This window comes from Methanogenium organophilum, assembly GCF_026684035.1.
Taxonomy (GTDB): Archaea; Halobacteriota; Methanomicrobia; order Methanomicrobiales; family Methanomicrobiaceae; genus Methanogenium; species Methanogenium organophilum.
This window is the reverse complement of the sequence record NZ_CP113361.1, coordinates 1,664,237-1,683,559: the sequence shown is the minus strand read 5'-3', so window position 1 is coordinate 1,683,559 and position 19,323 is coordinate 1,664,237. Positions and strand designations below refer to the sequence as shown.

Here is a 19,323-nt window from a genome sequence, read left to right as displayed (position 1 = left end):
GGTCGCAGAAAATATGATGACAATGATATCAGAAGCAGAAAGACTGGTTTTGAATTACAACCCCATTTCAGCCGAGATACGGGAATCAATCGCTATTTAATCTCTACGAACCATCCTGCCCCCCATATTAAAGGTGAACGCTGTCCCTCCGGAATTAGAACGGATCACATACCTCATTTCATAAAAATCAGCACATTTACCGGATTAAATCTCCATAAAACGGTTATTTTCCAGCACCAGACAAATGGAGACCACAACCTTTAATGGAGGATAATCCGGTGAATGGTTGATCTTCGGGGCAATCAGATACGGGCAGGAGCAGGGTCAGGATAGACCTTAATTCGTGGACAGAACCTCCGGATTGAAAACCGTCCGGCAGAGAATATACCACCTGCTGTGCTGCACCCGGGGAGGTGGAGAAGATATGGTACAACAATTACAAAGAGAGATCCCGGCCGAAAAACGCTGGGATATTGCAACCCGTTGCTCTGACATGATGCCTTTTGTCTATAGTCAGGCATTCAGGAAGATTGCACCGGAGCGACAAGAGGAGATAAACAAGGCGGAAACAGAGATCTGGCGGGAATTCGGAAAACGGCAGGGAGACATTGCAAAAAGTATCGGATATCCGGTCAGTTCCGCTACGGAAGTTGCAAAAACGTTCAATGAAATCTCAAGGACAATCCTGGGTCCGCAGCTACAGTGCCGGATCACACAGGAAAAAGGTGATTCGGTGACCATCATCACTGAGCAGTGCCCGATGGCAACAAACACTGAACGATTCGGGGCGGAAGCCCGCCACACCTGCGAACTCTGCAATGCATATGGCAAGGCGTCTATAGAGAGCCTGAACCCCAAATACCATATCAGTTCAGAGCGGCACATGTGCATGGGCGACTCCTCCTGCCAAATGACCATTAAGAAGACATAAACCACTATTTTCAGAATGGTAACCCCAATCCTTCTTTTCATCTTTCCGTGAAAGTCGCTGCTATTCCCTTTTATCAGGGACCCCCACGGTGGATAACCCTGTTAAAAAATCCGTATCAGGCTTGTTTACCCATTGCAGACATTGGACGTGAGTTCGTGCCAAAATCCCGGATTCTGTAGCAACCACCCTCCATGTTCAACTGGTCTATTCGAATGATAGATGCATTCGGCATACACTATCCTCTAAACCGATACTCAGAACAAAAATTGTGTTGATATAATACACCGATGACTGAACACAGTCAGCGTGTATCCGCTCGCTTCATCTGCAGAATATTTTCGCCGGCAACAGATACGTAGGAAGATTCATCCATCTCTGCACGGATTCGCCCTGCCACCGGATTCTCCGGTTCTTCAAAGATATTGCGTGGCATTCCATGATCGGTGACCCTGACAGATATTGTGCCGTTTTTATTCCCGCACCATAGTGCAAGATACCCCTGCTGGTCCGGATAGCCGTTCATAAGGATGTCACGCACCACCTCTCCCAGAAGCTGCCGGACTGAATCAGTAGTAGTGTTACAGACACCACATGCATTCATCTGACGCCCCGCAGCATCCATGAGATGAGACACCCCCTTCGTTGACGCCATTTTCAAACTCACATCAAAACAATGTCCATGTGACCTGCTCAATTTCTCCCCCCCTGACAGGAACACCAATGAGATACATGAGATACCCCCTCCGTGGTGTTCCCAAAAAATCTCTCACAGTACAACTTTATACGTCTTTGCCGTGCAAAGGTGCCTGATCAGGATGATACTACAATCCAAAAACAGGAGAAGATGGTGAATTTATAAGAATTCCTTTGATTTTAGAATATATCCCAGTGCAAAGCAGACTGCAGCGGAGAGAAGAATGATGATGAGATATGCAGAAGGGTTGTTCTGCATCGGCAGTCTGACATTCATGCCATAAAAACTCGATATAATCGTTGGAACAGAGAAGATAATCGTGATTGATGCGAGAATCTTCATCACCCGGTTCATATTGTTATTAATTACTGATGCGAATGCATTCATCATACCGGAGAGAATATTGGAATAGATACCCGCCATCTCAATCGCCTGCCGGTTTTCAATGATTACATCGTCCAGCAATTCCCGGTCCTCCTCATAGAATCGTATGGGTCCAAACTTCATGATCTTCTCGAGGACAGCTTCATTTGCCTTGAGGGAGGTTGAGAAGAAGACGAGACTCTTCTCCAGATTCATCAGGGCAAGGAGTGCTTCATTTTTCATCGAACGGTGAAGCATCTGCTCGTACTCCTCGCTTTTTTTATCGATGAGCCGCAGGTCCCGGAGATAGAGCCGTGCGGTGGCAAAGAGGATCAAAAAGAGAAACCGGGTCCGTTTGTGGGTTGAAAACGACTTCACCTCGCCTGACAGGAAGGGATCGATGATCCGGTTCCTGCGCAACGCGACGGTGATGATGGCCCCCTCCGTAATGATGATCCCCAAAGGAAAGGTGCTGTAAAGGTAGGGCTTCTCCCCGGAGGTGACCTCCGGAATGTCGATGATGACAAGCGATACCCCGTCCTCCGACTCAATCCGGGGTTGCTCCTCTTCGTCGAGGGCGGCACGGAGAAACTCCTCCGGCACCGCAAGCCCGGCTGCGACCCGGCGGAGGAGGGCATCGTCGGGGGCGGTCAGGTTCACCCAGCAGTTATTCGCAAAGGAGGAGATTTCGGGAGGCGGGCCTGAATCCCCTGCATCATTTGAACGGGATAGAAATATCTCAATCATTCGGGCGCACCACGAAAATGCTTCGTCCGCGTATCGGATATACTTTGTGCGGTTCGGATTGTGCAGTCGGAATGAACCGCCAGCGTACCGGATCGTCACTGCAAGCCTTCAAAGAAAAAAGTGGCGCAATTAATGCGTGCACTCTTCATGCAGCTCGGGTTTGCAGAAATCGGTCCTGACAACAACCGGTCCGTCCGGGTTCACAGCATAGCGGTCCGGATGATCAACAAGGTCAGCAACGTTAATTTTCATATCAATCAGGTTCTCGTAACTGAAGAGTTCTTCTTTGGTGTCGCCTCCCGAGAGGTAGGTCACCTGAATTCCGTTGAAGCTCTTCGCGGCACGGATAATCGGATCCATAGAGTGCCCTATGGCAGAGGAGAGATAATAAAGGATTCGACCCCGCGCCCGGCAGTACGATAAATATCACGACCACACATTACCCTCCACCCTCAAGGGGGGATACGCGTCATGAAAAAAGAAGAATATCGAAGCATTCTCTCAGGAGCCATTGCAAACGAGGTTGAATCCTACGTCTTCTACCGGGGGATAGAGCAGTGCACGACGGATAAGACAATTAAAAAGATCTTCTCCGAACTCGCCGATGAGGAGCAGACCCATCGCGAGACGCTGGAGGAGTTCCTGACCCGGCCCGTCAAGTCATTCCACTTCGACGAGGCACGGGACTACAAGATCTCGGAGACCCTGGATACGGAAAACCTCTCCATCGATCTGAAACCGACCGATGCCATCGCACTTGCGATAAAAAAGGAAGAAGACGCACGCGACATGTACCGGGCACTGGCCGAGCTGAGTACGGACGACGACCAGAAGAAGATCTTCACCAACCTTGCCAACATGGAGTCGGGTCACAAGGCACAGCTCGAAGACCTCTACACCAATATGGCATTTCCCGAAGTCTGGTAGGCACCTGCCGGAGAAGCGCTTCGTCCGGAGGACCGCAACGGGCAGCCTCCTTCCGGGCGTTCCCGCACGCGACACACCTGAACAGGTGCAGGAAACCCAACACTTAACCTCTTTTTCGTGTATGTATCTTCATGGACATCCGGGCCAGCGCAGGGAAAACCTACCGGTCGATGCTGCAGGTGTTGCCCCAAATCGCGGGCATTTTGCTCCTGGTAAGCCTTCTTCTGACGATTATCCCGCCGGAGGCGTATGCTGTGGTATTCTCCGGGAATCCGGTGGCAGACCCTGTTGCAGGAGCACTCGTCGGGAGTATTGCCGCAGGCAACCCGGTCACGAGTTATGTGATCGCCGGTGAACTCCTCTCTACCGGCATCAGCCTCACCGCGGTCACCGCATTCATCGTCACCTGGGTGACCATCGGCATAATCCAGCTCCCGGTGGAGATGGAAGTGCTCGGACGCCGGTTCGCAATCGCCCGCAACGTCTTCGGGTTCGTCTGTGCAATCATCATCGCGGTTCTCACCGATGCAACGCTCACCGTTCTCGGGGGTGGCATCTGATGCCGCCGGAGGAGCGAAATAAGAACCCAAAGAGCCAGAAGAACGGCGCCGGGAAACAACAGAATAACTCGCGGTTCCCCCTTCTTTTTCTCGGTGCGGTCCTCCTCATCTATGCCGTCGTCGCCGTGTTCGATGCGGATGCCGCTGTCCGGTCACTGCAGGCCTTCGGCGGCCTCCTCCGGCAGATTATCCCTGTCCTTGTCCTCGTCTTCATCCTGATGTTTCTCATCGACCTCTTCATCCGGCCCCAGGCGATTGCCCGGCACCTGGGGACGGAATCCGGCGTCAAGGGATGGCTGCTCGCCATCGCTGCAGGGATCATTGCGACAGGCCCCATCTATGTCTGGTTTTCGATGCTCGCGGACTTCCGGGAGAAAGGAATGCGTACCGCACTTGCAGGAGTTTTCCTCTATGCCCGCTCGGTCAAGCTTCCGTTCATCCCGGTGATGATCTACTACTTCGGCGGCCTCTATACGACGGTGCTCACCGCCTACCTGATCCTCTTCTCGGTTATAATGGGCCTCCTCATCGAGGCCGTAGACGGTCCGGAGGCACCGCAGGGACCGCCTGCCGCCCCCGAACCAAACCTCCTCACTGAAGGTGTATGAACCGGCGGAGGTCGTCTTTCATGAACCGCTCAACCTCCGTGAGGTCGCCCCCCGCGAGCCGCACGTAACAGAACCCGAAGACCGGGTAGCGGGTGAAGTCAATCGGGCGCATCTCCAGGGGATGCGAGAACGAGGCGAAAAACCCGTCATAGTCGAAACCGCGAATTGTTTCGGGAGGAATATCCGCGGGAGGTTTGGCAATCAGAAGGGCATAAATATCCCCGTCGTCTGCGCACGAGAGAGCGTCCCAGTCCGGCACATCCTCTTCGAAATATGCCCGGTAGACATTGATGCCATGGGCGTATGCGGCGATGTCGGTCGTGCACCATCCGGCAAACCGCATCGGGTTGAGCTCGATGGGAACGGCGGTGCCGTCATCTGTGACCCGCAGTTCGATATGCAGGGGGAAGTTCCGGATGCCTGCCTGTTCCTGAATGTTGTGCAGGAGTTCGGTCACCGGGGCGAGATATTCACGGACGATTGCCTTTGAGGTCAGGTAGACCTTGTCGTCCACATCGGCGTCGGATGCGAAGAGATGGGAAAGGATGTCGAGGACGACCGGCTCTCCGGCGGCGGTATAGAATGCATCCACGGCGATTTCGGTGCCGGAGACATACTCCTCGATTATCCATGTCGCAGCCCGGCATACCTGCGGCGGGAAGAGGGAGGATAGTTCGTTCATTTCGTCCTGCACGGTGGCAAGCACCGTTTTCCATTCGGCGTCTGAAGCGACCATATGCACGCCCGCACTGAAAAAGCCGACGGACGGCTTGATAATGAAGGGCTTCGGTATACGGCTGACATCGAGGATCTTCAGGTCGTCTGCCGCGACCTCCCGGAAGAAGAAGTCCGGGTAGAGGGGGCGGATGAGGCGCCGGAAGGCGGCCTTGTCCTTGAAGAGCGCGATCGTCTCCGGCAGCCCGGTATCCTGGAGGTTTTCTGCGATCCACTGAATTGCGTGTTCGGAGGTGCTGTAGAGTTTCTGGTCAGGAGTCTTCGTCATCCGGGCGACCATCGCCGCATCGTCCAGCATAACGGTCTCCGGGGGGAAGTCCTGCGCTTCTGCTATGGGCGTCCTGAGGACCGGCAGGCCGGTGGCGATGATCGTCTCCCGGAGATAGGGGGAGACATAGGGTTCTTCGAGTATAATCACAGGTCAGTGCTCCGTATATGTGATATATATTGCCTCCATACCAGCAAAATGGTAGTGTTTGCGGACTGTAAAGAGAAAAAAGGGGAGTCAAAGAAACCGGAAGGGAGCAGAAACGGGCTGCGAACTGGTGGCATTTATTACAGAACGCATCACACATCTTCATAAGAATTCGCACATCCGTAGGACATTTGCCGGACAGAGTCCGGCGAGAGCACCTGCCACTGCGAATCCCGATCAATCATCCACCGGAGACAACTGATGACACCAGAGACTATCGACTGGGCCACATGCTGGAGAGAGCAGTGGCAGAAGAACCATGACGTCAACCGTCGGACCGACACCGCCTCAATATGGGACGAACAGGACGCCGCCCGCAAATTTTACCGGATGTCATACGAGAAGAACGGCGAACGGGTCAACCGGACGATCGCAGGCCTCGCCCTCACGCCCGAATCACGGGTGCTCGACGTGGGTGCGGGTCCCGGCGCCATCGCCATCCCCGTCGCCCGACAGGTCGCACATGTAACGGCGGTCGAGCCCTCCGCAGGGATGTTCACCGTCCTGGAAGAGATGCTCGCAGAAGAGGATGTAAAGAACGTCGACTGTGTCCAGAAACGTTGGGAGGACGTGAATGTTGCAACCGACCTCTCCGCCCCATACGACGTCGTCTTTGCGTCCTTCTCCCTCGACGTCCCTGACATGCAGGAGGCAATCGAGAAGATGATCGAAGCATCATCCCGGTATGTCTATATCTACTGGTTCGCGGGCGAGGCTTCCTGGGAGACGATGGCACGGGACCTCTGGCCCGCCCTCCATGGAAGTTCCGAATATGTCTCCTCGCCGAAGTCCGACATCATCTTCAACATCCTCTACGCAATGGACATCTACCCGCATGTCGAGCACTTCGTCTATGAGCATATCCACCGGTTCAACACCGAGGACGAAGCGGTCGAATACTTCAAGCCCCGTTACTTCGTGGAAACAGAAGAACAGGAAGAAATCCTCCGGGAATACATCATGCGTTCTCTTCAGCACGACGGCGATACCGTGATCGTCCCCGGCCACTCCCACCGCATGAAGATCTGGTGGGACGTGACGGAGTTTCCGGTGGAGAAATAATCTCCCCCACTTATTTCTAACTTTTTGAAAAACGCTCCCCGAACATGTTCGGGAAATACTACCACATTCAGCAATACTACAGGAGCAGGGGGAGGCTCGTCCCTCCCCCTGCGACCTGTCTCCCTGCGGGGGTGGGTCCGGCAGGCAGGGGGGCAACCCCTCCCTTGCCCTTCATCCTACAATGACAGCCAATTTTAACCGGTGAAAATCCGCCCATTCACTACTTCAGAATGAAATAACCCGAACACGGGGCCATTTCTGATTTCAGACCGATATCCCCTCTTCACAGACCGAGAGGACAAATGGATTCTTCTTCCCGAGTTGTTCTTCAAACTCCTCTCTTGTGTAACAGCTGCGCAGGATAGGTTTTTCGATGAATTACCAAGGGTTTTCAATTCAAGTGAGAAACGATAGGATATTCCTCAAACGGCAAGGGAGAGGGGCAAGCCTTCCCATGCTCCTGTTGTAGGGAGGTTAAAAAAATCAAAACCCGTACAATCGCCTACTCCCTTAAAAACCGGATCACTTCCTCGATGACCTCCGGGTTCCCCGGCAGGCAGAGATGACAGTACTCCGCTGGTTCTGCCGCAAGCGCCGCCGGGTCTTTCGGGAGAACGGTCACCTCGGCACCCGCCATGCACGAGTCGCTGTGGGAGACAATGCCGTCTCCGAGGGTGGTCAGAGACCATACGCCTGCGGCATACTCCCACGTCCTGCCGTCGAAGAGGGGGAAGAAGTCCGGTGTTTCCGTACGGTTCCCGCCGACGATAACCCGGTACCGGACATCACTGCGCAGGCCCGCATTCTGCAGTTTTTTTACGTACGGTCCCGTCCGCCGGAACTCCTGAACCAGCCGATCCTCCGCCGGGTTGTAGGTCCGCGGCACAAAAGACCCCGCCAGTTTCTGGAGAACCGGAGGGCCGTGAACGGGGTCGTTGAAGAGTTCAGCCATAGCAGAACCGTTATTCGGCGGGCCGATGCCTACAAGGGTCCGCACCCGGATGCGGCGGGCCTCGCCGTCCATCACCTCAAGCAGGTACCGGGCAACCGGCGCTCCCATAGAATGACAGACCATGTCTACCGGCCCGCTGTATTCCCGCTCCTTCTGCATCCGGAGGATAAAATCCCGCAGAGACCGGCCGATCTCTTCGGCCCCGGCATTGCGAAACTCCGCATGGCTGAAATTCCAGCATTCAAGAGACTCTTCCTCCAGTCTCCGGACGAGGGATTTCCAGACATCGGGGTGGCTCTTCCACCCATGAACCAGTACAACCGGGCAGGGTTCCTGCATGAACAGTATTGGCGCTATTCAGCCTTGTGCTCATCGGTGAATGAAAAAAGGGTTAGTGGTCTTTGGTATCGTTCACTGCCGCGACGTCGTCGAGCTCATAGGTGCCGGGCTCGACCTTCGTGTCCTTCATGATATAGACCGGAATCGCAAAGACCGCGATGCCGATGCCTATCACGGCCAGAACGACGAGCGCCACGAGGAGCAGGATGAAAAGTCCTGCTGCGATGATACCGAGGTTTGCAAGCGCAAAGAGGATGATACCAATCACAATGCAGGCAAGGAGGATAATCCCCCCCGCCCGCCTGCTGCGGCTGTTTGGTTCCGTGGTTGTTTCTGCCATACACACATCAGAACTTCAGTTCAAATCCGCCGCTGCTGTTCCCACCAGAGGACTGCGTCGGAAGGAAGGGCTTCACCGCATCTGCAAGCTGTGGCAGGGTCATGGACTGGATGATGATCTTGCCGGGCCCGGTCAGTGTCGTCATGAAGAGCCCTTCCCCGCCGAACATCGCGGTCTTGATGCCGCCTGCCGCCTCGATGTCGTAGGTGACCGTTGGTTCCCAGCCAACCACATGGGCGGTTGACACCTTGTAGGTCTGGTCGGCTTCCAGGTCGATTTCCACGAGGTCTCCTGCCGCATGCAAAAAGACCATGCCTTCACCGGAGAGGTGCTGAAGAATTAATCCTTCCCCGCCAAAAAACGTAGAACCCAGACGTTTCTGGAACGCCATCTCCCATTTAACGCTCTCTTCTGCACAGAGGAACGCATCCTTCTGGGCAATAAACTCCTTTCCGGTAATATCAATGGCCGCAATCTTTCCCGGACAGTTACCGCCGAACGAGACCAGTCCCGGACCGCCTGCACTGGAGAAATGCGTTACCATAAAGGATTCGCCTGCAAGGGTGCGTTTCAGACCCTTCAGGAGACCGCCCTGGAGTTTTGCCTCCATGTTGATATTACCGCTCATGTACACAAGAGCGCCCGCTTCAGCCCAGACCATCTCTCCCGGCTGAATCTCCATCGTGACAAACTGCAGGTTATCCCCGGTCAGATTGTATTTCATATGTTGATATGCGTAAAAATCGGTTATAAGGGTTCTCCTTGCGGAGCAAAACCAGAACAGGAAAAAGAGGGGTATCAGGTCTGGTGCTGCTGCTCATGTGCGGCAGCATGAACAACATTCTTCTCAATCCCGTCCGGGATAACCACCGGATGGCCGGCAACGGTCTCCACATGCACAGGCAGGCCATAGACCGCTTCAATCGTCTCCGGACGGATGACATCGCGGCCCCCTGCTTCAAATATTGTCCCGCCTTTGAGGAGGATGAACCGGTCTGAAAACCGTATCGCAAGGTTCAGGTCATGCATCGTCATGACGGCTGAAACCTGATGACTCTTCACTACCGCCTGCACGGTGGAGAGGATCTCGATCTGGTTTTTCAGGTCAAGACTGCTTGTTGGTTCATCGAGAAGGAGAAGCCGGGGTTCCTGTACCAGGGCACGGGCGATGCTCACCTTCTGGAGTTCCCCCCCGCTCATCTCATCGATGTAGCGCAGGGTGAGGTCTTCGAGCTCCAGCATCCGGATAGCGGACTCCACCGTCTTCAGATCGGTCTCGGAGACGCTCCAGCCCATATGCGGCCGACGTCCCAGCAAAATGGCGTCGAAGACCGTAAGGCGGGCCTTCTCGCATTGTTGTGCCACGTAGCCGATACGGCGTGCCACCTCCATCCGGGAGAGGGAGAGGATGTTATCTTCCCCGACGAGGATTTCGCCCGTTTTCGGCGCGAGGATCGTGTTGATGCACCGGAGAAGGGTGGTCTTTCCCACCCCGTTCGGGCCGAGAATGGAGACCACCTCTCCCGGCTGTACGGCAAACGATACGTCGTGCAGCACATCAGAGCTGCGATAGGTAAAGGATACACCGTTAATGTCAAGAATCACTATGAACGCCCCCTGACAATCAGGTAGAGGAATACCGGAGCTCCCATAAATGCGGTGAGAATCGCAACCGGCAGGATATGCGGCGCCAGGATGAGCCGGGCCGCCGTGTCAGATGCGAGAAGCAGGAGTGCTCCACAGACACAGGTACCGGGCAGAAGGTAGCGGTGGTCGTCGCCTATTATTGGACGGACCATATGGGGGCAGACGAGCCCCACGAACCCGATGACACCCAAAAACGCCACGATAACCGCGGTGACAAACGAGGCAACGACCATTCCCACGATCCGCTCGCGGCCGACGTTGACGCCAAGACCTTTTGCGGTCTCGTCTCCGGCGTCGATCGCATTAAAGTCCCAGCGTTTCAGGAAGAAATAGAGTAGTGCCAGCACGACGACGATCGTCATGATGAACAGCTCATTCCACCCGGCACGGCCCACGTCGCCGAACGTCCAGAAGACGACTGCTGCGAGCTGGACGTCATCGGCAAAGTACTGCAGAAACATCGTCCCCGCAAAAGCGAGCGAACTGATAGCGACACCGGCAAGCACCATCACCTCGGGCGATGAGGCCCTGATACGGGATATCCCGATGATGATGCCGGTTGCGATAAGGCAGAAGAGGAAGGCAAACATCGTGGTAATGTAGGGATTGTCAAGCACAATCGCATCCGCCCCGCTGCTGCGCATCGTACCGGTACCCAGTATGATAACGGAGAAGGCGGCACCGAAGGCGGCGGCATGGGAGATGCCGAGGGTTTGGGGTGACGCCAGCGGATTGCGCAGTACCGACTGCATCGCCAAGCCTGAAATCGCAAGGCCCGCTCCCGCCACGACGGCGGCAAGCACCTGCGGCAGCCGGATATTCCAGATGATCCGGTCATAGAGCGGATCAGTGGCCATTCCGGAAAGGGTGCCGATCACCGATTTCACCGGGATCTCGACCGCACCGACGGCAATGGAGACCACAAGCATAATGAGGAGCACTACGATGCCAATGGCGATGACGGTCACCTTTCTGCCGGTGTATTTGAGATATCCCTCCGGGATCTTCCCGTCAGCAAAATGCATCAGGGCACCTCCTGATAGCAGGCAGGAATAGCTGCACGAAAAAGCCAGTCATTTCTGCTACCAGTTTCTGAAAAAAAGGTGTGTTGGTCATTCCAGGCTGATCCGTTTGAATGCCTGATTGTCAAAGAGACTGTCCATCTCATCAAAGACCGGTTCTCCCACAAGGAAGGTGTAGATCTCATCTGCTTTCTCTGCCGGGTCAACGTCTGAGAATTCCTCCGGGTAGAGCACTGTTCCGATAAAGTAGGCATCTGCCATCACTGAGCCCTGGTTTGCGGTATACCAGTTATACGGCAGCACACCATACACCTCATCTGCCTGTACGGCAGTCATTGCGGCATATGACGGGTCGTCTTTCAGTTCATCGATGGCCGAGGGCGTTGTCTGCAGCGTAGAGAGGTCCACGAAGATGACGTCCGGATCAAAGGCGATGATCTTCTCCTGTGCAATATCGGCGTACGACGTCTGAGGTCCATCAGAGAGCATACGGGCATTCACAAAGATGAATGGCGGATAAGTAGGCTGTGTAGACTGGAAACCATGCGGTCCGGCATGGGCAACACCGCCGATGAATACCGTCGGCTGGTCTTCTTCTGCAATGCCTTCCGTCCGGGATTTCAGATCTGCAGTGAGGGTGTCGAAATAGGCGATTACCGCTTCGGCACGATCGTCGTTGCCCATGACTGTACCCATCAGGCGCAGCGACTCATCCATCAGTGCACGGTTGTTCCCAAGGTCACCATACTGGAGGGCAACCACCGGAATGCCGGTCTTCTCCTGCAGTTCGTCAGCCTCTGACGCTTCAGTGCAGTATGTCTTGAAGATCACATCGGGGTTGCAGGCGACAACCTTCTCCGGGTCATCATTGCCGCGGAATTCACCGATCATCGGCATCGAGGAGAACTGCGGGTTTGCGATGGCGTAGGGCCGTGCATCAAAGATGTTCTCTTTAATCTCAATATCATCCACACCGACAACATGGTCTTCTGCCTGTAAATAGGTCAGATAGCGCAGACACCCGGGCCCGGAACAGACGACACGGTCCGGGGACACCGGGACGGTGACCGTACGGCCCATCCCGTCCGTGATGGTCATTGTGGCATCGGATGCACCGGCGTCACCGGAAGGTGCCGCAGCAGAAGATGAGGTATCCGTACAGCCCGCACAGAGGGCGACGGCGAGAATCAGGCCGCACACGGCGGCAATAAACAAACCACTTCGTTTCATGGTATCACTTCACACGTTTTTTAAGATTAGTAGCAGTAGTAAAAAAGATTTGTTAATTTAGTCACACAAATTACATATCGAAATAGATATATTCTGAATTATTCGAATATGACATGGGAAGCGTATGACCGTGCCGTGAAAGACCGAAAGATAATCGTTCATCCCAATCCTGCGTGACACCACGCTCTTTCCTGCACCATGCGGGGCGAAACCGGTAAAAGCGCGAACGCGGCGTCGGCCGTTCCGGGTGCGTCCCGACACACTTCCCGACGATGATCGGGAGCCGTTGCCGCATGGTCTTAACCACGAATCGGGGAGACTCTCATTCCCGGTATTCAGGCATAAAATTGTAATGTTTCAGTAAAAAATCACGAATTTTTTCAGATTCGAGCCATCTCTGATCCAGTTTCGTGACGATATCATTGATTATCGTAACCTGATTTCGTATCTCCTCAGAGATTTTATCCTCTTCAAAGGTAATCAGGCCGGAGATTATCGCAAGAGGGTTTCGTATCTCATCGTTCAGGATTGCGAGTTGCGTCAGATTGCATTCGATATTTCTCAATGCCTCTTCTTCACGTTTCCTGCTCTCCTTCTCGGCGGTCAGGTCGCGGACAAGGGATAGACCGTACGTCTCTCCGTTCATTTCGACACGGCTGCCTTTGACGGATACCGGAATAAGGGAACCGTTTTTCCGTTTCATATCGCATTCAAAGGATACATTTCCGTCGCTGCGCAGGGAGGCCATTTCCCCGGGATCATCTTTGCCGATGAACGAACCGCATAGATCCTCAATCGCCAGATCCACCAGTTCGTCACGGGAATACCCAAGCATCCTGCAGGAGGCAGCATTTACCTCCATAATACGACTCCCTCCATTTTCCAGGCGGTTCTCATGGAAAAAAACGGATTCGCTGATACTGTTGAAGAGGGTATAGAACTTTTCTTCGCTTTCTTTGAGTGCTGTTTGGGATTCAGTCAGCTCATCATTCATTCCTTCGAGCTCAGAAATCTTCGTCTCGAGCTGACGGAAGACCCTTCGTGAATACTGCTGCAGATAGAGATTATCGGAATATCCCTCCATCACCGGTTTGACAGGGACAGTCGTATCGGCATCATGCAGTATATCCCCGATAATATCCAGGAATTCCTCCGGGTCGATAGGTTTGAGGATATACCTTTCCGCCCCCAGTTCGAGGCCGAATTTCACATCATCGGCTGTCGAATACGATGCGGTGTAGAAGATTAATGGGATCTTCTTCAGGTTCTCATCGCCTTTTACCAGCCGGCACAGCTGAAAACCATCCATTCTGGGCATCAGGATATCGGTGATGATCATATCCACCGGAGTCGTATGCAGGACTTCAAGTGCTTCATATCCGTTTATCGCTGAAATTACCTCATATCCGCCTGCATGGAGAGCCGACTCCAGGAGATACCGGTTTTCCGTTTTATCATCAGCGATAAGAATTTTCATCTATGCTCCATTACAGATAGTGAGTGAGCTGTGCAATAATGGTATCGGGTTCAATGGGTTTTTCAATATATCCGGTGCATCCGAGAGAAAGAATTCTCTCCCGGTCTCCTGCCATAGCATACGACGTCAGGGCGATTACGGGGATTTCAGCCGTTGTCTCCGATTCCCGAATAAGGCGTGTCGCTTCGAATCCATCTATACCCGGCAACCGGATATCCATTACGATGAGATCGGGTACTTCAGCTTCAGCCTTCCGGACACCCTCTTCTCCTGATTCTGCCTCAATTACCTCATAATCATACTGGTTCAGGATAAAACGAATCAGGTACAGGTTATTCGGATTGTCTTCAATAATCAGGATCTTTGTCAATGTTCTCACTCTCCAGCGGAAGAATTACGGTGAATTCACTTCCCTCGCCGGGACTGCTTGCAACGGTTATCTCCCCTCCCAGAGCCCGTGCAAGCTTCCGGGAAAGATAGAGCCCCAGGCCGGTACCTTCGGTCATTCTTCCTTCTGTGCGCACGCGGATGAACGGCTTGAACAGTCTCTGTACACTCCCCTCGGGAATGCCTATGCCGGTATCCGTTACTGAAATATGTACGGTATCGCCATCCGTTCCGGCCGTAACCGTAACAGAGCCCCCATCGGTAAATTTAAAGGCATTTCCGATGAGGTTGATGAGGATCTGTTTTGTCCTCCGTTCGTCTCCGAAGATCTCCAGCGTTTCGGGGATGTCCGTATACAACGCAATCTTTTGTTCATTTGCACTCTCCCTGAATGATAAGAGGACGTCGGATATGACCGGGACCAGATCATACGAAGAGAGAGATAATTCAATCGTACCCGCCTCTATTTTACTGATATCGATAACATCGTTTATAAGCCCCAGCAGGTGACGTGCGCTGCTATCGATAATTGTCAGCTGTTTTATCTGTTCTTCATTGATGTCGCCGCTCCAGCCTTTCAGAAGAATACCGGAGAACCCAATTATAGAATTCAGGGGTGTTCTTAGTTCATGACTCATGGTGGCAATAAACATCGATTTTAACCGGTCAAGCTCTTTCAGGTGTTCGTTCACTTCGGCAAGCTCGCGTGTCCGTTCACTGACTTTCTCTTCAAGCTCGTCATGCGCCACTTTTAGTGCCGATTGCGCCTCCCTCTCACACTTCAGGGCTTCATTGAGCTTTACTTCATCCGAATGGAGTCTTTCCACCATATCTTTCAGGGAACGGGCAAGAACGCCGATCTCATCGGTGCCCGTGAGAGGAATCTCCTGATCGAGATCACCCGTTTCGGCAATCGTTCTGCTGACATCCGTGAGATCCGACAGGGGCCTGATGATCTCCCGGCGAAGATAATACAGGGAAAATGCGCTCAGGAGAATGAGCGCTGCGAACAGATACGTCAGGACCGTAAATATTGCTTCATTCGTTTCTTTTTGAATTTCCGAGGCAGGGATGAACATCCCCAGTTTCCACCCGAGTTCAGGGGAGGTATAATAGATCAGATAATTACCGTTCAGCAGGATCGTGCCGGAATCGGTGTCCATAAATTCGGATCTCTTCTCATGAAGAACTTCGCCGATATCCATAAAGAGATAGGACGGGTCCTGCCCGGAGAGGATGACCCCGGTAGTATCGACAATGATGATTTCGCCGCCCCATCCCGGATCAAACCCGGTGACATAATCTGTCATGTTGGTAAGGGTGATATCAGCACCGACGACCCCGTATACCGTGCCGTTTTCATCAAGAAGCGCTTTTACCACACCGATATTCACATCCTGCGTGGTAAGGGAAGAATATGGTTCTGTCACGATAACGGAATCCGGATGTTGTGCTGCAAGGATATACCACGGGCGTTCCCGCGGATCATATGCCGTGGGCTGTGCACGCTCGTGCGAACGGACGAATGCTCCGTTTTCCCTTCCCATATAGACGGAATTGACGTACTGATTCGTTGTACGAAAGCTGTTAAATATCGTGATTATCTCCTGCTCTTCTTCCGTTACGGCATACGCGAAGGTGTCTTCATCGGCATTCAGGAAATTAGTGAAGGATTCATCATCCGGGTTTCGTACGACCGGATAGAGAGATATTTCAAGAACATGGCCCTTCATGCTGCTGATAAAACCGGAAAGAGAGTAATCCACAAGAGCAAGCTGCTGATTCGTATTTCCGGTGACAGTATCAAGGCTCTGCTGATTAAGAGTAACAGGGAGAAAAATTCCGACAAGAGCAATCACCATGACTGCAATGCAGAGGTAAACGACAAGAACTCTTGTCTGAAGTTTCATACCATGTTGTATTTTTCATTAATATTATATAGACGTTAACGACATTAGACCCGATATCCCTCCATTTTGGCCAAATAATTGGCAACATTGTCAATTTAACTGAGATATCAAAAATTAACGAACCATACGGGCATCGTTCTGTATTCAGGATCAATTGAAGAATACCGGAGATATTTCTTTGGAACGTCACCCGGGGAGATGCGTATCCGAAGTGACGCTTCTCTCCGAAGACTGCTGCGCCATTCAAGCCATGAAAATCCCCAAACAACAGGATACAATGCCATCGAAATACCCGAACCAGGAGAAATACTATAAATAGTATCGCGCCTGCTACTCCACCAGGGATGAATTATGGAGGTACTATCCATCGGGAGTCCGGCTCCGGCATTCTGCCTTCCGGACAAGGACAATACTGAAATCTGTCTGAACGCCTTCGCCGGGAAATGGGTCATCCTCTATTTTTACCCAAGGGACAATACACCCGGATGCACGACAGAGGCAAAGGGGTTCAATGAGGAACTTACTGCATTTTCCCACCTCAACGCAGAAATAATCGGAATCAGTGCAGATTCGTGCACAAGTCATGCAAAGTTCGCCGGCACCCATGGTCTGAAGATCATACTTCTCTCCGATGAATCCCACAGAGTCATTGAAGAGTACCATGCATGGCAGCCCAAACGAATACTTGGACGGGAGATACCGGGGATAGTGCGAACGACCTATATCATCGGACCGGATGCCACCATCCGTGAAGTCTGGCCACGGGTACGGGTGACCGGCCATGTGAAAGCCGTGAAGGAGAGGCTGGAGGAACTACAGGAGATATCCGGCTGAATAGTATTTTTTTCTGTTATTTCCTTTTCAAAACATCAACCCGGACGCTACAGCAATTCCGGCAGAGACAGCCACACCCCCGATACCCACAATTTTTGCCTATTTCGGAGAAGAGGGCACGGCCCCCTGCAAGTCCAACAGATTATGCAGCACAATATCCACCATACCCGCCGATACACGGGATACCCGACAGATTCATCATACAGAAAAACTATTCACCCCCCATGGTGACAGGATTCCGGTTTCCGGAAATTACCGCAGAAACACTGTCCGGAAAGAAAAAAACACTCCCTGATGCAGCAAGAGGTGCACCAGCACTCATTGTCGTGGCATTTGTTCGGGAAGCACAGGATATGATTGATTCCTGGGTGAACCCCATAAAGGAGGAATTTCATGACGCAGAAAACATCGCCATCTATGAAATTCCCGTGATCACATCAGCTATCTGGAGGCCGATGCGAAAAATGATTGACAGCGGCATGCGTTCAGGCATCCCGGCTGCAAACCACGACTATGTGATGACCATCTATAGCAGCGCATCTGAACTGACAGGACCCCTTGAAATACAGGACCATTCACTCGCATACGTGTACCTCATTGACGCGGGTGGTGTCATTCGATGGCAGGGGAGCGGATATGCAGAGACGCAGACCCTCTATCGTCTGCGGGAGATGATACACACGTGCCTCAGCGAGGATAAAATCAGAAAAGAAGAAGGGGAAATACGAGAGGAGCCCTCTGTTCCCCTCCCGTAATCATATATCCGGTTCATCAATTCCGGATATCACGGAGGCATATATGAGTGGAAAAAACGGTAATTATTAGGGAATTGTAATCATTTCCTCACTCATTTGCCGCTTGTGTATACGCGTCATACATACTGTATATCCAGACAACGAGATACAGCGGGATGGCAATAAGGGTGAACCAAAAGAATGCCAGGACACCTGCTGCAACAAAGAGCAGGACTGCTTTGAGAAACTGTCCGGTATAAAACTGTCCCAGACCAGGAATAAAGAATGATAATATCAACGCTAACAGGGGAGATGCCATATATAGCCATCTCGTTCAAGAGAGATGAATTTGCTGGTTCGGGTAGTGAAATTATGGCAAAGGAATAAATCACTTTTTCCCGTAACAGTTCTGTGTGACAGAAGATATGGGATCAATTACACCCGATATTCGGAGATATGTTCCTGCACTCATCGCAATAGCGTTTGTCTGTGCAGTCATCCTTTCTGCAGGATGCGTTGCGACGGATACGTCAGCAGACCTGGTTCCCGATGAGACAGTAGCACACACCGAAATGCTCCGGATACTCGGCACACTGCAGGGTGATATCAACACACAGCTTCTGGCACTGGATAAAACAACAGCAGAAACAGCAGCCGCACTCTCTGAAACAGGCCTTGATTCCGGGCATGCATACTACCACGAGCCCCTGACAACACTCCTCTATGCTGACCCTGCCGGTAAAACCGTGATCACTGTGGACAGAGACGGGACGGTCCTCTCCGGCGTTCCCGCAACACAAACCGATATACTCATCGGAAAGAATCTCGGAAACCAGAGCGTGGTTGAGACGCTCTTTGCAACGAAACAGGCCCTGATGAGCGATCTGTTTCCTCTTGAACAGGGGGGACATGCATCTGTCATTGAATATCCTGTCTTCACAGAAGAAGAATGCCTCACGGGACTGGTGAGTCTCTCATTTGCACCAGATGAAATCATCGGCAGATATGCTGTCCCTGCGGTGGAAGGCACCCCGTATTCCATCATGGCAGCCCAGACGGACGGGCGCATCCTCTATGACGCAGACACGGCGGAGATCGGCAAAGAAACCTTCAACGAATCCCTCTATGAAGATTTCCCGGAAATTCAGGACTTTGCCCATCACTATGCCGGCAACTGGTCAGGATATGACACCTATACATTCTATGAAACCGGCTTTGGCGGAATCGTGCAGAAAGAGGCCTACTGGACGACAATAGGAATACATGGCACCCAGTGGCGTTTGATTATCATCCACGAAATTGGAGCCGCCGGTCGGTAAAACAGTAACAGAGGAGTTTATGAATATTTT

Annotated in this window: 23 protein-coding genes; 8 read left to right on the top strand and 15 right to left on the bottom strand. The window is 52.6% G+C overall.

The genetic code is table 11. The annotated features are described in order from the left end of the window. Nucleotides 1-424: 424 nt before the first annotated feature. Nucleotides 425-931: a hypothetical protein gene (locus OU421_RS08405; protein ID WP_268185651.1), complete on the top strand. Its 507-nt coding sequence runs from the start codon at nt 425-427 to the stop codon at nt 929-931. 301 nt (nt 932-1,232) lie between these two features. On the opposite strand, the gene OU421_RS08400 is transcribed toward OU421_RS08405, so the two are convergent. The 3 genes from OU421_RS08400 to OU421_RS08390 all read right to left on the bottom strand — a co-directional run bounded on the left by OU421_RS08400 (nt 1,233) and on the right by OU421_RS08390 (nt 3,095). Beyond that, nucleotides 1,233-1,583 carry an ATP-binding protein gene (locus OU421_RS08400; protein WP_268185650.1) on the bottom strand — a complete coding sequence of 117 codons (351 nt, stop codon included), beginning with the start codon at nt 1,581-1,583 and terminating at the stop codon, nt 1,233-1,235. 201 nt (nt 1,584-1,784) lie between these two features. Then, on the bottom strand, nt 1,785-2,735 hold the full coding sequence (locus OU421_RS08395) for a magnesium transporter CorA family protein (RefSeq protein ID WP_268185649.1): 951 nt from the start codon (nt 2,733-2,735) through the stop codon (nt 1,785-1,787). 129 nt (nt 2,736-2,864) lie between these two features. Further along, nucleotides 2,865-3,095: a hypothetical protein gene (locus OU421_RS08390; RefSeq protein ID WP_268185648.1), complete on the bottom strand. Its 231-nt coding sequence runs from the start codon at nt 3,093-3,095 to the stop codon at nt 2,865-2,867. A gap of 111 nt (nt 3,096-3,206) precedes the next feature. Here OU421_RS08390 and OU421_RS08385 point away from each other — a divergent pair, with 111 nt between their 5' ends. The 3 genes from OU421_RS08385 to OU421_RS08375 all read left to right on the top strand — a co-directional run bounded on the left by OU421_RS08385 (nt 3,207) and on the right by OU421_RS08375 (nt 4,830). Next, nucleotides 3,207-3,662 (top strand): ferritin-like domain-containing protein, encoded by a 456-nt coding sequence (locus OU421_RS08385; RefSeq protein WP_268185647.1) that lies wholly within the window; start codon nt 3,207-3,209, stop codon nt 3,660-3,662. A 131-nt stretch (nt 3,663-3,793) separates the two neighbouring features. Next, a complete protein-coding gene (locus tag OU421_RS08380; RefSeq protein ID WP_268185646.1) occupies nt 3,794-4,222 on the top strand; it encodes a hypothetical protein in 429 nt (142 codons plus the stop codon). Beyond that, entirely contained in the window at nt 4,222-4,830 is a 609-nt protein-coding gene (locus OU421_RS08375; RefSeq protein WP_268185645.1) for a hypothetical protein, read from the top strand. Before OU421_RS08380 ends, OU421_RS08375 begins: the two co-directional genes overlap by 1 nt. Here the strand turns inward: OU421_RS08375 and OU421_RS08370 are convergent. Then, nucleotides 4,814-5,983 carry an ATP-grasp domain-containing protein gene (locus OU421_RS08370; RefSeq protein WP_268185644.1) on the bottom strand — a complete coding sequence of 390 codons (1,170 nt, stop codon included), beginning with the start codon at nt 5,981-5,983 and terminating at the stop codon, nt 4,814-4,816. The two genes, OU421_RS08375 and OU421_RS08370, sit on opposite strands and share 17 nt — an antisense overlap. A gap of 258 nt (nt 5,984-6,241) precedes the next feature. Here OU421_RS08370 and OU421_RS08365 point away from each other — a divergent pair, with 258 nt between their 5' ends. Beyond that, entirely contained in the window at nt 6,242-7,102 is an 861-nt protein-coding gene (locus OU421_RS08365; protein ID WP_268185643.1) for a class I SAM-dependent methyltransferase, read from the top strand. A 76-nt stretch (nt 7,103-7,178) separates the two neighbouring features. Here OU421_RS08365 and OU421_RS08360 read toward each other — a convergent pair whose 3' ends face one another. The 10 genes from OU421_RS08360 to OU421_RS08315 form a co-directional block, all read right to left on the bottom strand. Next, nucleotides 7,179-7,319, bottom strand: coding sequence for a hypothetical protein (locus OU421_RS08360; protein WP_268185642.1), 141 nt, complete (start codon nt 7,317-7,319; stop codon nt 7,179-7,181). A 285-nt stretch (nt 7,320-7,604) separates the two neighbouring features. Further along, nucleotides 7,605-8,393, bottom strand: coding sequence for an esterase/lipase family protein (locus OU421_RS08355; RefSeq protein ID WP_268185641.1), 789 nt, complete (start codon nt 8,391-8,393; stop codon nt 7,605-7,607). Nucleotides 8,394-8,445: 52 nt separating this feature from the next. Continuing rightward, entirely contained in the window at nt 8,446-8,733 is a 288-nt protein-coding gene (locus OU421_RS08350) for a hypothetical protein (RefSeq protein ID WP_268185640.1), read from the bottom strand. Nucleotides 8,734-8,740: 7 nt separating this feature from the next. Next, the gene (locus OU421_RS08345) at nt 8,741-9,457 is read right to left on the bottom strand and encodes a TIGR00266 family protein (protein WP_268185639.1); all 717 of its coding nucleotides are present in this window, start codon (nt 9,455-9,457) and stop codon (nt 8,741-8,743) included. Between the two features lie 74 nt (nt 9,458-9,531). After that, on the bottom strand, nt 9,532-10,338 hold the full coding sequence (locus tag OU421_RS08340) for an ABC transporter ATP-binding protein (protein ID WP_268185638.1): 807 nt from the start codon (nt 10,336-10,338) through the stop codon (nt 9,532-9,534). Continuing rightward, a complete protein-coding gene (locus OU421_RS08335; protein ID WP_268185637.1) occupies nt 10,338-11,405 on the bottom strand; it encodes a FecCD family ABC transporter permease in 1,068 nt (355 codons plus the stop codon). The genes OU421_RS08340 and OU421_RS08335 overlap by 1 nt, the downstream gene beginning before the upstream one ends. A gap of 87 nt (nt 11,406-11,492) precedes the next feature. After that, nucleotides 11,493-12,632, bottom strand: a complete 1,140-nt coding sequence (locus tag OU421_RS08330; protein ID WP_268185636.1) for an iron ABC transporter substrate-binding protein — start codon at nt 12,630-12,632, stop codon at nt 11,493-11,495. 322 nt (nt 12,633-12,954) lie between these two features. After that, nucleotides 12,955-14,109 (bottom strand): ATP-binding response regulator, encoded by a 1,155-nt coding sequence (locus OU421_RS08325; RefSeq protein ID WP_268185635.1) that lies wholly within the window; start codon nt 14,107-14,109, stop codon nt 12,955-12,957. 10 nt (nt 14,110-14,119) lie between these two features. Next, on the bottom strand, nt 14,120-14,488 hold the full coding sequence (locus tag OU421_RS08320; protein WP_268185634.1) for a response regulator: 369 nt from the start codon (nt 14,486-14,488) through the stop codon (nt 14,120-14,122). After that, a complete protein-coding gene (locus OU421_RS08315) occupies nt 14,457-16,406 on the bottom strand; it encodes an ATP-binding response regulator (protein ID WP_268185633.1) in 1,950 nt (649 codons plus the stop codon). The genes OU421_RS08320 and OU421_RS08315 overlap by 32 nt, the downstream gene beginning before the upstream one ends. Before the next feature lie 351 nt (nt 16,407-16,757). On the opposite strand from OU421_RS08315, the gene OU421_RS08310 reads away from it, so the two are divergent. Together OU421_RS08310 and OU421_RS08305 are read left to right on the top strand one after the other, a co-directional pair. Further along, nucleotides 16,758-17,240 (top strand): peroxiredoxin, encoded by a 483-nt coding sequence (locus OU421_RS08310; protein ID WP_268185632.1) that lies wholly within the window; start codon nt 16,758-16,760, stop codon nt 17,238-17,240. A 224-nt stretch (nt 17,241-17,464) separates the two neighbouring features. Beyond that, on the top strand, nt 17,465-17,995 hold the full coding sequence (locus tag OU421_RS08305; RefSeq protein ID WP_268185631.1) for a hypothetical protein: 531 nt from the start codon (nt 17,465-17,467) through the stop codon (nt 17,993-17,995). A gap of 88 nt (nt 17,996-18,083) precedes the next feature. On the opposite strand, the gene OU421_RS08300 is transcribed toward OU421_RS08305, so the two are convergent. Further along, nucleotides 18,084-18,293, bottom strand: coding sequence for a DUF5683 domain-containing protein (locus tag OU421_RS08300; RefSeq protein ID WP_268185630.1), 210 nt, complete (start codon nt 18,291-18,293; stop codon nt 18,084-18,086). 106 nt (nt 18,294-18,399) lie between these two features. On the opposite strand from OU421_RS08300, the gene OU421_RS08295 reads away from it, so the two are divergent. Beyond that, complete coding sequence (locus OU421_RS08295) at nt 18,400-19,293, top strand: hypothetical protein (protein WP_268185629.1); 894 nt, start codon at nt 18,400-18,402, stop codon at nt 19,291-19,293. Nucleotides 19,294-19,323: the final 30 nt, after the last annotated feature.